Source organism: Staphylococcus simulans, from assembly GCF_002902285.1.
Lineage (GTDB): Bacteria > Bacillota > Bacilli > Staphylococcales > Staphylococcaceae > Staphylococcus > Staphylococcus simulans.
In genome coordinates this window covers 13,838-29,626 of the sequence record NZ_PPRU01000037.1, presented here as the reverse complement: position 1 = coordinate 29,626, position 15,789 = coordinate 13,838, and the positions used below count along the sequence as shown (strand labels likewise).

Genomic DNA, 15,789 nt, shown 5'->3' with positions numbered 1-15,789 from the left:
TTAAAAAATAGAGAACAATAGGTGATGAGATGAAAAAAACTAACCCATATATTCTTAGCTTAGACATTGGAACAGCAAGTATTGGTTATGCTTGTATGGATTTAGATTTTAATATTTTAAAATACCATGATAAAGATGCGATAGGTGTGCTTACATTTGAAGGTGCAGATACAGCAGCTGAAAGGCGTGGATTTAGAACAAGTAGAAGACGTAAAAATAGAAGAATTAAACGTCTTGGATTATTACAGGAAGTTTTAGCACCATTAGTAAAGAATCCTAATTTTTACCAATTATTAAACTTGCATAAATGGAAAAATTCAAATGAGGATTTTAAACATCGCAGTTTATCTGAAGTCTTAAAAGCTTTAGGGAAGAACCCTAAAGCTTATCCTACGATTTATCATTTACAACAAGACATTCAGAACCATCCAGAAAAGAAATTTGAACCAGAATTAATATTTTTAGCACTTTACCACTTAGTTAAGTACCGTGGTCATTTCTTATTTAATAATTTAAGTTTTGATAAAGGAAAAACAGTAGATAATGAAGCGCAACTATCAGAGCTTTTAGAACAATATCAGAGTATTAATCCATATGAAGACTCTATTTCAAATAAAGATATTAAAGTGATTGTTGATACTTTGAAAGATGATCAGTTAACAAGAAATGATAAATCTAAAGAATTAAAGAAAAATGTGTCTAAAACACATGCAGAGCTATTTAAAATGTTAGTTGGCCTTAAATTTAAGCAAAGTATTTTATTTGAAAATATAGAAAATGCAGAAGATATAAAAGAAAGTGCTACAGGTAGTGATGCAATTTCGTTATCTGATGATTATTATGAAAATTTATCAGAGTTTCTTACAGACGAACAACTGAATTTTATTGAGTCGGCTAATACGTTCTTTATGGGTATTATGTTAGACAGAATATTAAAAGGTGCAACAAGTATCTCTGCAGCCAAAGTGAGAGATTATAAGATTTTCAAAAATCAATTGAAGTTAATTAAAGATATCGTTTATCAAAATAAGTATGATAAATATCATGAGTTTTTCGTGACAAGTAAAGAAGATATGAGAGCATATCAAGAAAACCCTGATGCGAAAACGTTCGGGAAGCTATCTAAGTTTGATCAATATCTCATTCATCCTAAAGATCAGTATGCGAAATTGATGAAGGACTTAAAAGGGATAGTGCCTAAAAAATATACTGAGGTTTTAAATTTAATAGATGAACAAAAGTTCTTAGTGGTCCAAAATACGACGGATAATGCGAGTATACCGTATCAAAATAATGTGTTTGAAGCGGAAAATATACTTAGAAATCAACAAAAATATTATCCTGAAATTACTGAAGAGATGATTGGTAAAGTTATCAATTTAATTTCATTTAGAATTCCATACTATGTAGGTCCGCTCACTAATAAAAATGGGCAATCTGATTTTGCGTGGATGATTCGAAAAACAGATGAACAAGCTTTACCATGGAACTTTGACAAAGTTATTGATAAATCTAAGAGTGCTGAAAAATTCATCAGACGTATGACAAGTAAGTGTACTTATTTGTTAGAAGAAGATGTATTACCAAAACACAGTCTGTTATACCAAGAGATGGAAGTACTCAATGAACTTAATAATGTGCAACTTAGAGGAGAAAATGAACCTAAGCATAGAATCCATAGACTTGATCCTAAAGTTAAACAATTTATTTATCATAATCTGTTCCAAAAGAAAAAGAATGTCACGCATAAAGATTTAATCACCTTACTGCAAAACTCTGAACATAGAAATACTTTAAACAAAACAAGTGGTCAAAAATTAAAAGTGTTTGGTACGCAAAATGATTCAAAATTTGCGTCAAAACTCTCTACTTATAATGATATGAAAGCTATTTTTGGTTCTGTTGAAAATAAAAGACAGATGATTGAAGAGTTAGTTTTATGGGTTACAATCTTTGAAGATAAAGCGATATTGAAACAGAAAATTGGTGAAAAGTATCCAAATATTACTGAGAAACAACTTAATCAAATTGTTAAACTGAATTATTCTGGATGGGGAAGACTAAGTGAAAAATTACTAACTAAAGAAGTGAATGGTCGTTCTTTAATAGATTTGATGTATAGTACAGAAAATAACTTTATGGAAATTATCACAGATAAAACTTTAGGATTTGATTGTTTCATTAAAAATAGTAATAAGGTAAAAAATGCTAAAATTTCTTATAAAGATGTTGCTGAATTAAGAACTTCTCCTGCACTTAAAAAGGGCATTTGGAACGCGATAAAAATGGTAAGAGAAATTAGCAATTTATTTGGTGCACCAGAGAAAATTATTATTGAATTTGCGACAGAAGATCAAGTAAAAGGTAAACGCCAAAAGTCACGTAGCGAACTTTGGGATGATTTGGTTAAAAAGAATAACCTAAAACGAAATAAAGAGTTCAAAGGTTTGTTTGAAGAAATAAAAGCTTATCCTGATTTAGATTTTTCTAATCCTAAATTATGGCTTTATATTCATCAAAACGGTAAATGTATGTATACCAAGAAGCCGATAGATTTAGAAAGATTATTGTCAGATACGAATAATCAACTCTATGAAATAGATCATATTTTACCGAGAACATTTGTAAAGGACGATAGTATTAACAATAAAGTGCTTGTTATACAAAGTGCTAACCAGAAAAAATCAGGCGATAAAATGCCGCTGGAAATTTTTGATAATCATGTACTTGTTCCATTTTGGAAGATGCTATATGAAAATGACCTAATTAGCAGTAGTAAGCTTTCAAAATTAATGAAGAAAGAATTTAATGATTTGGATAAAGAAGGTTTTATTCAAAGACAACTTGTTGAAACAAGACAGATTATTTCTCATGTAAGTGACTTCTTAACAGAAGAATATCCATCAACAACTGTAGTGCCTATGAAAGCAAACGTCGTTTCTGAATTAAGACGTAAATTTGATATACCTAAAATTCGTCAACTTAATGATTGGCATCATGCGGTAGATGCATATTTAAATGGTTTCGTATATCAAGCTGCTCGTGTCTTTTATCCTAAAGTTAATCTATTTGAATTTAACTTCAAGTGGGAAAAAGTACGTGAAAAATGGAGACAATTAGGCGAGTTCAATGAGAATAATAAGAAAAGAGAATTCTTCCTATTCAAGCGTATGGATAATTATGTTAATGAATATGGTGAAGGTATGATTTCTAAATTGATATTTGACTTAGATAATTTTAAGTTCAATTATTCAAGAAAAGTAGAAAGCACAGAAAGTGCATTCTATAAACAAAGTGCTTTTTCTCCTAAAAATACGACTGCACAGTATGACTCGGATAAAAGTAAAACAGCTGTTTATAAAGAAATGAAAAATAAACGTGGTATTGTAGTTAGCTACATTTATGTCAAAAAAGATCAGGAGTTAATAGGTTACGGCGTATTTAATGAAACGGTATTCGAATATGTAAATAATGCTGATGTAGATATGAATACACGTGCATTGAAAATTGTTAGAAAAGCATTTCCTAAATTAGACATTAAAAAAGCACAATACCTGTTTAGTATTAATAAGGGCGATGCACTACTTGTCAATGGACATCCATTCTTATTTGTTTCTGCATATGAACGCATTAATGGTAAACAATTAGAGTTTGATATCGCAATGCAACGTAAAATAAAACAGGCATTAAGTCCATATAATAATATGACAGAACAAGAAAAAGTAGAGTTTTATAATCAGTTTGCAGAAAAAGTTATTGAAGAGTTCAGAAATAGTATTGGATTACAATCTAGAGATAGAAAGGTTAACTTAATAAAAAATCTGTTTAACAATACAGAAAAGTCTAACGACTCAATGACTCAATCTATATTAGAAGTTTTGAAGATGACTAAAGTCTCAGCTGAGAGATCAAAAGAATTAAAGATACGATGGAATGGATAAACGCCAAACACATTTATAGATACTAAAAATAATGCTGAAATACAATATAAATCTATTACTGGTTTAAAAACAACTAAACCTAAATCTATTTTCAAATTAGCGGAGTCTAAAAATGAGCTTTAGGACTGTCATAATTACTAAAGAATCAAAGTTGTCCTTGAGAATGAATCATTTAATAGTAAAAGCTGATGAATTGTATAAAATTCCACTCCAAGAAATTCTATGCTTGGTGATAGAAAATCCAAGCGTTTCTATTACTGGACATTTATTAAATGCCTTGTCTGAAAATAAGATTATTACGCTTTTATGTGATAAAAAACATTTACCTTCATCGTTTGTGGTGCCAATTTATGGGCATCACAAACAATCTAGGCATATTGCTAAACAATTGAACTGGAATAAGGAATATAAATCATTACTTTGGCAGAGGATTATAAAAAATAAAATTGCTAAACAAAAACAAGTAATTCAATATTTTTATAGAAATATTGATACCTCATTCTTTGATAACTGTGTTCATGAAACCAAATTAAATGATAGTACAAATAGAGAGGGACTGGCCGCAAAGTCTTATTTCAATATTATATTAGATTCAGGTGTTTCTAGAAATTCAGATGAATTTGTGAATGCAGGACTGGATTATGGCTATCAAGTATTATTAGCTATATTTGTACGAACTATTGTTAGTAAAGGTTATTTAACTGAGATAGGGATAAAACATAAAAATGAATTTAACCCTTTTAACTTAGCGTGTGATTTTATGGAAGTATTTAGACCGATGGTAGATTTTTTGGTTCTACAAAATGTGTACGATAAATTTGAAAAAGAGGAAAAAAGAGCGATTTTAAACATGTTTAATGAGAAAGTTAAGTTAAACAAAAAGAATTACTTTTTAGTTAATGCGATTGAAATTTATTTGGATGGAATTTTTAAATTCTTGGAAAGTGGAGATATCAACTTTATGAAGATGCCTGTTTTTAACTTCTAAAAATTGGGTGTTTGAAAGGAGTATTATGAGATTCTTGAGACTTTTTATTATGTTTGATTTACCTGTTGAGACTTCGAGAGAACGACGTGAATATAGAAAGTTTGTTAAATTTTTGTTGAATGAAGGATATGTCAGAAGCCAATATTCAATTTATTGTAAATTGATATTAAATAGAGGTACATTAAACCATCAAATAAGTAAGCTTAAACAAAACTTACCTGCGCATGGAATTGTGCAATCGTTAATTGTCACTGAAAAACAATTTTCAGACATGACCTATCTAGTTGGCGAACCTAGAACGAAATATGATGTAAATACAACAGAAAGAATTCTTGAATTATGAAATTAGTTGGAGAATTTAATAAACCGATTGAAATAGCAAAGCAAAGATTAAATGTGATTTCTTTTCAGAATACTAGTAAATTGAATGCTTTAACTGAGGGACTTATAAAGTATAGTCAGTCTAAATCTAAAAATTATGATGAAAACGTTAGACTTGTAGCAGATGATTATCAAACAATATTACCTAATAATGTAAACTTAATTATTGTTCCGTGCGGTGATATAAACCTCTTTGATAGTAAAATATTCAAAGAAGTATTATATCATCGTTTCGAACAACAAATTTTTAACGAAGAAACGACTAATTTATTATATAATAAGGTAGAGTCAACGATAGAAAGTTTCTTAAACTCATTAGAAATAAAGAATGAAAGTTATCAAGTTGACTTTCAATCCTCTAATATTGTTTTGAAAAAGTTGCTTGGCATGTTTAAACCAGACTTTCATAATGATTTAAATGATTTAAATGCGATAGAGCAACGCAAATTATTTATAGACACATTAACATCAACAGAAAAAGAAAATGTGCTGGTTTTGTTATTTCCTGAAGCTCATTTAGGGCTTTCGGATATGAAGGCATTTAAAAAATATCTGCAGACTCTAAATATGTTTAGTATTATTGTTACGAGCCATCCTTATTTTATTATCGAGTCAGATACATTAGCGCTTATTAAAATGAATGGAGAACCGGTGAATACTCAACAAATAAGAGAAGAGTTATTGTTGTTTAAAGAAAAAGAATCAATAACTGATTTGGATAAGACAAGCAAAATGATAGCTTATCATGAATTTTGCCAACATCCATATCTTGATGATGAGTTCTTCATTCAATTTATGAACAAATATTAGTTTACTGTCATTATAAAGGTCTCTAAAACCTTGATTTCTCATTGTTTAAGGTTTTAGAATTATGATCTTTTAGAATGAAGTAGAACTTGAAAGAAAATATATCAGCAACACAGATGTTTTAGAATTATGATCTTTTAGAATGAAGTAGAACACTTCCTAATTCTTTTATTCGTTTATCATAGTTTTAGAATTATGATCTTTTAGAATGAAGTAGAACGAGGTTTTTAAAAGCAAGTGAGCAAAACGCGTTTTAGAATTATGATCTTTTAGAATGAAGTAGAACTCTAATGATTCCTACACGAGTAATGGAAGTGTTTTAGAATTATGATCTTTTAGAATGAAGTAGAACGTTGAAGCAGTTAGGTACAACATACGACAGTTTTAGAATTATGATCTTTTAGAATGAAGTAGAACTTCGTATTTAACTCTTCCGTCGCTCCAACGGTTTTAGAATTATGATCTTTTAGAATGAAGTAGAACCTTCCTACGTGATTTACATTCTTGTTTAGGTTTTAGAATTATGATCTTTTAGAATGAAGTAGAACTTATTTCAATGACAGAGGGTCGATACAACGTTTTAGAATTATGATCTTTTAGAATGAAGTAGAACTGAAGCGGAACAATACGCCGAACAGCTAGGGTTTTAGAATTATGATCTTTTAGAATGAAGTAGAACGATAAGTACCACAACAAATCACTAGAGTTAGTTTTAGAATTGTGATCTTTTAGAATGATTTAAACAAGCGGGTATAACTTAACTATTTATCGTGCTTGTTTGAATGGAAAAATCTTTATATTTGTTTTGGAAATGTCTTTGACTTTTCATCTATCTGTGTTAAACTTAGTACAGTTTAATAAAGAAATCGTAAGTCTTTAATTGAGAGTACAGAGATGCTCCGAAGGCAGATAATTTACATGTTGAAACTAGAGAAAGTAACTAAGTAAACACTTTATTAAGAGGTAATTTTGTATGAACACGCAATTCACCAACCCTGATTGCCATACAAATTTAGTAAAGTAACCGACAAAACAGTTACTGATTTAAATAGTTGAGATAGTAAATCTCGCATGTTCTTCGTGTCCCGTGTCTCTCAATTGAGATACGGGATTTTTTTATGGAAAGGTGAGTGCGGGAATGACAGAACGTATTGTATTAGATGATGCAGGCATGCAGCGGACTTTAACACGTATCGCACATGAAATTTTAGAGTATAACAAAGGTACTGAAAATCTTGTGTTGCTTGGTGTGAAAACACGCGGAGAATTTTTAGCGAAACGTATTCAAACGAAGATTCAACAAATTGAAGACGTAAGTGTTCCTACAGGAACATTAGACATCACGCAATTCAGAGATGACTTAGAGTTACCGACACCTAAAATGTCTGAGAAGTCTTATGTCATTGATGTAGACCTTAAAGACAAAGTCGTTATCATCATTGATGATGTGCTTTATACAGGTCGAACTGTACGTGCGTCACTCGATGCAATCTTACTACATTCTCGACCACAAAAAATCGGGTTAGCAACATTAGTGGATCGCGGACACCGCGAATTACCAATACGCGCTGACTTCGTAGGTAAAAATATTCCAACTGCGAAAGACGAAGAAGTTTTAGTCTATGTAGACGAAACAGATGGTCGCAACGCAGTTATAATTGAATAGCTTACCCTTTTAAATCAGTACGAGAGACTGACAAAGGGTTAGATAAGAACTGTTGTCGACTTACAAAACTAGCACGAGAGGCTACAAAGCTTGTAAGAAACAACTTCTAAAGAGGTACACGTGTATCTCAAACAGACAACACCTTCTTATCTTTCCCCCACAATGTCTCTTTGCACGCTGATTGCTGTAAAGAGATTTTTTTATGAAAGGAAGAAAGAGAAATGGAAAATGAACAAATGTTTGAGCGAACGGTGAAACCCGTACTAGATGTCAATGAAAAGCCGAAAGCAGGCCAATGGGCCTTCCTCAGTTTACAACATCTATTCGCGATGTTCGGCGCGACAGTCTTAGTACCATTCCTAACAGGCTTGCCAATTTCAGCGGCATTGCTTGCATCAGGAATCGGAACATTGCTTTATATCTTAATTACAAAATCAATGATTCCAGCATACTTAGGCTCAAGCTTCGCCTTCATCACACCGATTATTACAGGATTAAGTACACACAGCTTAGGAGACATGCTTGTGGCACTCTTCATGAGTGGTGTAATGTATGTCATCATCGGAATCTTAATCAAATTAAGCGGAATCGGTTGGCTTATGCATTTGTTACCGCCCGTTGTAGTAGGACCAGTCATCATGGTTATTGGATTAAGTCTTGCGCCAACAGCTGCCAACATGGCAATGTTTGAAAACACTGCAGACATGAAAGGTTACAACGTTACTTACTTGATTGTCGCAATGATCACGTTAATCACAACATTAGTTGTTCAAGGCTACATGAAAGGGTTCTTCTCACTGATTCCAGTCTTAATCGGAATCATTGTAGGATACATCGCAGGCATCATCTTCGGCATCGTAGATTTCAAACCAGTGATGAAAGCATCATGGTTCGACTGGCCGCACATCTATGTACCATTTGTAGATTATCATCCAAGCTTCCACTTCGGGCTGGTGCTCTTAATGGTTCCGATTGTATTCGTCACAGTCAGTGAGCACATCGGACATCAAATGGTCATCAACAAGATTGTCGGCAGAAACTTCTTCGAGAAACCAGGTCTTCACAGATCAATTATCGGAGACGGTGTATCTACAATGTTTGCAAGTATTATCGGCGGACCGCCAAGTACAACATACGGTGAAAACATCGGCGTACTTGCGATAACAAAGATTTACAGTATCTACGTTATCGGCGGTGCAGCAGTCATTGCGATTATCCTGGCATTTGTAGGTAAGTTCACAGCATTGATTTCATCAATCCCAACACCAGTCATGGGTGGGGTATCCATTCTCTTATTCGGTATCATCGCTTCAAGCGGCTTAAGAATGCTGGTTGAAAGCAAGGTAGATTTTTCGGAAAACCGTAACTTAGTAATCGCGTCAGTTATTCTTGTGGTGGGTATCGGAAACTTAATGTTCGATATTCACGGCGTCAAAGTTGAAGGTATGGCACTTGCAGCACTTTCAGGTATCGTATTGAACCTAATTTTACCTAAAGTAAAACCGGAAACATCAAATAAATAAACTTTATCCAATTCTTAGGGGGAATTAACAATGAAACAATTAGTATCTATGGAACATTTATCAAATGAAGAAATCTATTCACTTATCGAAACAGCAATCGAATATAAACAAGGTAAGAAAGTTCATAAATTAAATGACACATACGTAGCAAACTTATTTTTCGAAAACTCAACACGCACAAAATGCAGCTTCGAAATGGCAGAACATCGCTTAGGTATGCAAGAAATTCCATTTGAAACTAGTACTTCATCTGTTAAAAAAGGTGAGTCATTATATGACACATGCAAAACTTTAGAAAGCATCGGTGTAGACGCATTAGTTATCCGTCACCCACAAAATGATTACTACAAAGAATTAGAGGGATTAAACATCCCAGTCATTAATGGCGGAGACGGCAGTGGTCAACACCCAACACAAAGCTTACTTGACATCATGACAATCTATGAAGAATACAAAAAATTCAAAGGCTTGAACGTGTTAATCTGCGGAGATATTAAAAACTCACGTGTAGCACGCAGTAACTACCAAGCACTTACAGCTTTAGGTGCTAACGTTAAATTCGCAGCACCAGATGAATGGGTTGACGATACTCTAGATGCACCTTATGTCAAAATTGATGATGTCATCGAAGAAACGGATATTGTGATGTTATTACGTGTACAACACGAAAGACATGACGGAGAATTGAACTTTGATCCACATGAATACCATGAAAAATACGGTTTAACAAAAGAAAGATACAACCGCATGAAACCAAACGCAATTGTAATGCACCCAGCACCAGTGAACAGAGGCGTTGAAATTGATACAGAATTAGTAGAAGCGCCAAAAGCACGTATCTTCAAACAAATGAAAAACGGCATGTTCTTACGTATGTCAGTCATCAGCCATATTATTGCGGAACAACAGAAAGGGGTTCTTATCGATGTTGCTAATTAAGAATGCAAAAGTATTAAAAGACGGTAAATTAACAGAGGCTTCTATTTTAGTAGAAGACGACAAAGTAAAAGAAATCGCACCAGAAATCACAGTAGGTTCAGAAGTTGAAGTGATCGACGCAAAAGGTCGCTTCGCAGCACCTGGCTTAGTTGATGTACACGTACATTTAAGAGAACCAGGCGGAGAACATAAAGAAACAATTGAAACAGGTACAAAAGCAGCAGCACGCGGTGGATTCACAACAGTTTGTCCAATGCCGAATACTCGCCCAGTACCAGATACAGTTGAACATTTAGAAAAACTCAACAAATTAATTGAAGATAACGCACGCGTTCGTGTATTACCATACGCTTCAATTACAATCAGACAAGCAGGCAGCGAATTAGTTGATTTCAAAGGGTTAGCTGAGCACGGTGCATTTGCGTTCACAGATGACGGTGTAGGGGTACAAACAGCCGGCACAATGTATGAAGCAATGCAACAAGCAGCCAAATTAAACAAAGCAGTGGTTGCACACTGTGAAGATAACAGTTTAATCTATGGCGGCGCTATGCACGAGGGGATTCGCAGTAAAGAATTAGGTATTCCAGGTATTCCAAACATTTGTGAAGCTGTACAAATCGCACGTGACGTATTATTAGCTGAAGCAGCAGATTGTCACTACCACGTATGTCACGTTTCAACAAAAGAAAGTGTACGTGCTATCCGTGATGCGAAAGCAGCAGGTATCAAAGTCACTGCTGAAGTGACACCGCACCACTTATTAATGACAGAAGACGATGTCCCTGGTGACAACGCAATGTACAAAATGAATCCTCCTTTAAGAAGTAAAGAAGACAGAGATGCGCTGATTGAAGGATTGTTAGACGGCACAATTGATTGTATCGCAACTGACCATGCACCACATGCAGCTGACGAAAAAGCACAACCAATGACAAAAGCACCATTCGGTATTGTCGGCAGTGAAACAGCATTCCCATTACTTTACACACACTTTGTAAAAAATGGAGATTGGTCATTACAACAATTAGTTGACTACTTAACAATTAAACCTGCACAGATCTTTGACTTGCCATACGGCATCCTAGAAGAAGGCAAAACAGCAGACTTAACATTAATCGATTTAGAAGAAGAGAGAGAAATCAAAGCAGAAGATTTCCATTCAAAAGCAAGCAACACACCATTCATCGGTTATAAAGTATACGGCAACCCTGTATTAACAATGGTAGCTGGAGAAGTGGCATTCAAGGAGGAATAAACAACAATGTTAGAAAAACGATATCTTGTATTTGAAGATGGTTCAATTTATGAAGGAAGAAAGCTGGGATCAGACAATCTGACTAAAGGTGAGATTGTCTTCAACACAGCAATGACGGGTTATCAAGAAACAATTTCTGACCCGTCTTACACAGGTCAAATCATTACATTCACTTATCCTTTAATCGGGAATTACGGTATTAACAGAGATGATTTTGAATCATTAGTACCGACATTAAGTGGCGTAGTCGTAAAAGAAGCGAGTACGCATCCTAGCAACTTCCGTCAACAAAAGACTTTCAACGATGTATTAGTTCAATATGATATTCCAGGTATTTCTGGTGTAGATACACGTAGTATCACACGTAAAATACGTGAACATGGAGTACTTAAAGCAGGTTTTACAGACCACGCTGAAGATATTCCAGCATTCATAGAAGAACTTAAACAATTTGAACTCTCTCGTGACGAAGTACCGATGGTATCGACGAAAACACCTTATGTATCAACTGGCTCAGACTTAAGCGTCGTATTGGTAGACTTCGGAAAGAAACAAAATATCGTTAGAGAACTTAACGCACGCGGTTGTAATGTAACTGTCGTGCCATACAATACACCAGCTGAAATTATTCTTGGCATGTCACCTGACGGTGTTATGTTATCGAATGGCCCAGGAGATCCTGAAGATGTACCAGAAGCTGTGGAAATGATTCAAGGTATCTTAGGAAAAATTCCATTCTTCGGTATTTGTTTAGGTCACCAGCTATTTGCATTATCACAAGGTGCCGAAGCTTTCAAAATGAAGTTTGGTCACCGTGGTGCAAACCATCCAGTTAAAGACTTAGCAACAGGAAAAATTGCTTTAACAAGTCAAAACCATGGTTACGCAATTGATGAAGCTTCAGTTGCACACACAGATTTAGAAGTCACACATATTGCCTTAAATGATGGCACAGTGGAAGGATTAAAACATAAAACGCTTCCTGCTTTTTCAGTACAATATCATCCAGAAGCATGCCCAGGACCTACTGATTCAAATTACTTATTCGATCAATTCATTGATATGATGAAAGAATTCAAAGCGAAGGAGCGTACAGTCAATGCCTAGAAATAATGACATCAAAACCATTTTAGTGATTGGTTCAGGACCTATCATCATCGGCCAAGCTGCAGAGTTTGATTATGCCGGTACACAAGCGTGTTTAGCCTTAAAAGAAGAAGGTTACCGCGTTATCTTAGTCAATTCAAACCCAGCAACAATTATGACTGACAAAGAAATTGCAGATAAAGTTTATATCGAACCTTTAACACACGACTTTATCGCACGTATCATCCGTAAAGAACAACCTGATGCACTCTTACCAACACTTGGTGGACAAACAGGTTTGAACATGGCCATTCAACTTCATGACAGCGGTGTTTTAGAAGCGAACAATGTACGTTTATTAGGAACAAAATTAAGCTCAATTCAACAAGCAGAAGACCGTGAATTATTCAGAAGTTTGATGAATGACTTAGATGTACCTGTTCCTGAAAGTGACATCGTCCACACCGTAGAACAAGCTTTTGCGTTTAAAGAACAAGTGGGATATCCATTAATCGTCCGCCCAGCATTTACAATGGGTGGTACAGGCGGCGGTATTTGTCATAACGACGAAGAATTAAAAGAAGTTGTGACAAACGGCTTGCATTATAGCCCAGCTACACAATGTTTGATTGAAAAATCTATCGCAGGATTTAAGGAAATTGAATATGAAGTAATGCGTGATAAAAACGATAACGCCATTGTGGTTTGTAATATGGAAAATATCGACCCAGTTGGTATCCATACAGGTGACTCTATCGTTGTTGCGCCAAGTCAAACTTTGACAGATGTTGAATATCAAATGTTACGTGACGTATCATTAAAAGTTATTCGTGCTTTAGGTATCGAAGGTGGTTGTAACGTACAATTAGCACTTGATCCATATTCAATGAATTACTATATCATTGAAGTTAATCCACGTGTATCACGTTCATCAGCCTTAGCATCAAAAGCAACAGGTTATCCGATTGCGAAATTAGCAGCTAAAATTGCGGTTGGTTTAACATTGGATGAAATGTTAAATCCTGTCACAGGCACATCTTATGCGGCGTTTGAACCAGCTTTAGACTATGTGATTTCTAAAATTCCACGTTTCCCATTTGATAAATTTGAAAAAGGTGAACGTGTACTTGGAACACAAATGAAAGCAACAGGTGAAGTTATGGCTATCGGCCGTACGTATGAAGAATCATTATTAAAAGCCATTCGTTCATTAGAATATGGTGTCCATCATCTAGGATTACCGAATGGAGAAAGTTACGATTTAGACTACATAAAAGAACGTATCTTACAACAAGATGATGAACGTCTTTTCTTCATCGGTGAAGCGATTCGACGTGGTACAACACTCGAAGAAATTCACGAGATGACTAAAATCGATTACTTCTTCCTTAACAAATTCCAACATATTATCGATATCGAACGTGAATTAAAAGCACATAAAGGTGATATCGAATATCTTAAATATGCGAAAGACTATGGTTTCAGCGATAAAGTCATCGCACATAGATTTGATATGGAAGAAGAAGATGTTTATCGACTCCGCCATGAAAATGATATTAAACCAGTATACAAAATGGTAGATACATGTGCTGCAGAATTTGAATCTGCGACACCGTACTACTATGGAACATATGAAAGAGATAACGAATCCATCGTAACAGATAAAGAAAAAGTGATTGTACTTGGTTCTGGTCCGATCCGTATCGGTCAAGGTGTTGAATTCGACTATGCGACAGTTCATGCCGTTTGGGCAATCCAAAATGCAGGCTATGAAGCAATCATCGTCAACAACAACCCTGAAACAGTGTCAACTGACTTTTCAATTTCAGATAAACTTTACTTCGAACCATTAACTGAAGAAGATGTCATGAACATTATTGAACTCGAACAACCTAAAGGTGTTGTAGTTCAATTCGGTGGCCAAACTGCCATCAATTTAGCAGAAAAACTTGCGAAACACGGTGTGCAAATCTTAGGTACATCTTTAGAGAATTTAAACCGTGCTGAAGATAGAAAAGAGTTTGAAGAACTCTTAAATACCATCGATGTACCGCAACCGAAAGGGAAAACTGCAACTTCCCCTGCAGAAGCTTTAGACAATGCACGAGAAATCGGTTATCCAGTTGTTGTACGTCCATCGTATGTATTAGGTGGCCGTGCGATGGAAATCGTGTATAATGATGCAGAGTTAGAAAACTACATGAGAGAAGCTGTAAAAGCGAGTCCTGAACATCCTGTACTTGTTGACCGTTACTTAACAGGTAAAGAAATTGAAGTTGATGCGATTTCAGATGGGGAAACAGTGATTATTCCAGGTATTATGGAACATATTGAACGTGCAGGGGTGCACTCAGGCGACTCTATCGCGGTTTATCCGCCTCAAACGTTATCTGATGAAGTGATTCAAACTTTAGAAGCGTATACAACGAAACTTGCGAAAGGTTTGGATATTATCGGTTTAATCAATATCCAATTCGTATTAGCACATGATGGTGTCTATGTGTTAGAAGTGAACCCAAGATCAAGTCGTACAGTACCGTTCTTAAGTAAGATTACAGATATTCCAATGGCACAACTTGCGATGCGTGCCATCTTAGGAGAAAAACTAAGTGAATTAGGTTACAAACCAGGACTTCAACCTTATTCAGAAGGGGTTTATGTTAAAGCGCCAGTATTCAGTTTTAATAAATTGAAAAATGTCGACATTACGCTTGGACCTGAAATGAAATCAACAGGTGAAGTCATGGGTAAAGATTTAACTTTAGAAAAAGCATTGTTCAAAGGTTTAACTGCGAGCGGTGTCGAAGTAAAAGATCATGGTACAGTGTTAATTACTGTCAGTGATAAAGATAAAGAAAAAATGGTTAAAATCGCAAAACGTTTACATGAAGTGGGATATAAAGTACTCGCAACTTCAGGTACAGCTGCGAAATTAGCTGAAAATCATATTCCGGTTGAAACAGTGGGTAAAATCGGCGGTGAAGATGATTTATTAAATCGCATTCAAAATGGTGACGTACAAATTGTCATTAACACGATGACAAAAGGGAAAACGATTGAAAGAGATGGTTTCCAAATCAGACGTGCATCTGTAGAAAATGGTGTGCCATGTTTAACATCATTAGATACAGCGAATGCGTTAACGAATGTGATTGAAAGTATGACATTCACAATGAGAAGTATGTAAAAGTAGTTAAAGT

10 protein-coding genes and 1 CRISPR repeat array are annotated in these 15,789 nt (G+C 34.8%); all 10 genes read left to right on the top strand.

Going from position 1 to position 15,789, the window contains the following annotated elements:
* The first annotated feature begins 29 nt into the window (after window positions 1-29).
* The 10 genes from cas9 (at window position 30) to carB (ending at window position 15,776) form a co-directional block, all read left to right on the top strand.
* The gene (gene cas9 / locus CD112_RS08910; protein ID WP_231911538.1) at window positions 30-3,941 is read left to right on the top strand and encodes a type II CRISPR RNA-guided endonuclease Cas9; all 3,912 of its coding nucleotides are present in this window, start codon (window positions 30-32) and stop codon (window positions 3,939-3,941) included.
* A 112-nt stretch (window positions 3,942-4,053) separates the two neighbouring features.
* Window positions 4,054-4,929, top strand: coding sequence for a type II CRISPR-associated endonuclease Cas1 (gene cas1 / locus CD112_RS08905; protein ID WP_103364183.1), 876 nt, complete (start codon window positions 4,054-4,056; stop codon window positions 4,927-4,929).
* A gap of 25 nt (window positions 4,930-4,954) precedes the next feature.
* Window positions 4,955-5,272, top strand: a complete 318-nt coding sequence (cas2, locus tag CD112_RS08900; protein ID WP_002480613.1) for a CRISPR-associated endonuclease Cas2 — start codon at window positions 4,955-4,957, stop codon at window positions 5,270-5,272.
* The gene (locus tag CD112_RS08895; RefSeq protein WP_103364182.1) at window positions 5,269-6,120 is read left to right on the top strand and encodes a hypothetical protein; all 852 of its coding nucleotides are present in this window, start codon (window positions 5,269-5,271) and stop codon (window positions 6,118-6,120) included. The genes cas2 and CD112_RS08895 overlap by 4 nt, the downstream gene beginning before the upstream one ends.
* Window positions 6,121-6,170: 50 nt before the next feature.
* A CRISPR array of direct repeats spans window positions 6,171-6,862; the repeat unit is 36 nt; unit sequence GTTTTAGAATTATGATCTTTTAGAATGAAGTAGAAC.
* Window positions 6,863-7,255: 393 nt separating this feature from the next.
* A complete protein-coding gene (pyrR, locus tag CD112_RS08890) occupies window positions 7,256-7,783 on the top strand; it encodes a bifunctional pyr operon transcriptional regulator/uracil phosphoribosyltransferase PyrR (RefSeq protein ID WP_057511005.1) in 528 nt (175 codons plus the stop codon).
* 221 nt (window positions 7,784-8,004) lie between these two features.
* Complete coding sequence (locus CD112_RS08885; RefSeq protein WP_002480616.1) at window positions 8,005-9,306, top strand: uracil-xanthine permease family protein; 1,302 nt, start codon at window positions 8,005-8,007, stop codon at window positions 9,304-9,306.
* Between the two features lie 30 nt (window positions 9,307-9,336).
* Window positions 9,337-10,245 (top strand): aspartate carbamoyltransferase catalytic subunit, encoded by a 909-nt coding sequence (locus tag CD112_RS08880; RefSeq protein ID WP_103364181.1) that lies wholly within the window; start codon window positions 9,337-9,339, stop codon window positions 10,243-10,245.
* Window positions 10,232-11,503 (top strand): dihydroorotase, encoded by a 1,272-nt coding sequence (gene pyrC / locus CD112_RS08875; protein ID WP_103364180.1) that lies wholly within the window; start codon window positions 10,232-10,234, stop codon window positions 11,501-11,503. The genes CD112_RS08880 and pyrC overlap by 14 nt, the downstream gene beginning before the upstream one ends.
* 6 nt (window positions 11,504-11,509) lie before the next feature.
* Window positions 11,510-12,610: a carbamoyl phosphate synthase small subunit gene (locus tag CD112_RS08870; RefSeq protein ID WP_002480619.1), complete on the top strand. Its 1,101-nt coding sequence runs from the start codon at window positions 11,510-11,512 to the stop codon at window positions 12,608-12,610.
* Window positions 12,603-15,776, top strand: a complete 3,174-nt coding sequence (gene carB, locus CD112_RS08865; protein ID WP_103364179.1) for a carbamoyl-phosphate synthase large subunit — start codon at window positions 12,603-12,605, stop codon at window positions 15,774-15,776. The genes CD112_RS08870 and carB overlap by 8 nt, the downstream gene beginning before the upstream one ends.
* The last annotated feature ends 13 nt before the right edge of the window (window positions 15,777-15,789 follow it).

Coding starts and splice junctions, on each gene's coding strand:
- CD112_RS08880 (WP_103364181.1), top strand. CDS start 9,337: ATGAAACAATTAGTATCTATGGAACATTTATCAAATGAAGAAATCTAT.
- pyrR (WP_057511005.1), top strand. CDS start 7,256: ATGACAGAACGTATTGTATTAGATGATGCAGGCATGCAGCGGACTTTA.
- CD112_RS08885 (WP_002480616.1), top strand. CDS start 8,005: ATGGAAAATGAACAAATGTTTGAGCGAACGGTGAAACCCGTACTAGAT.
- carB (WP_103364179.1), top strand. CDS start 12,603: ATGCCTAGAAATAATGACATCAAAACCATTTTAGTGATTGGTTCAGGA.
- pyrC (WP_103364180.1), top strand. CDS start 10,232: ATGTTGCTAATTAAGAATGCAAAAGTATTAAAAGACGGTAAATTAACA.
- cas1 (WP_103364183.1), top strand. CDS start 4,054: ATGAGCTTTAGGACTGTCATAATTACTAAAGAATCAAAGTTGTCCTTG.
- CD112_RS08895 (WP_103364182.1), top strand. CDS start 5,269: ATGAAATTAGTTGGAGAATTTAATAAACCGATTGAAATAGCAAAGCAA.
- cas2 (WP_002480613.1), top strand. CDS start 4,955: ATGAGATTCTTGAGACTTTTTATTATGTTTGATTTACCTGTTGAGACT.
- cas9 (WP_231911538.1), top strand. CDS start 30: ATGAAAAAAACTAACCCATATATTCTTAGCTTAGACATTGGAACAGCA.
- CD112_RS08870 (WP_002480619.1), top strand. CDS start 11,510: ATGTTAGAAAAACGATATCTTGTATTTGAAGATGGTTCAATTTATGAA.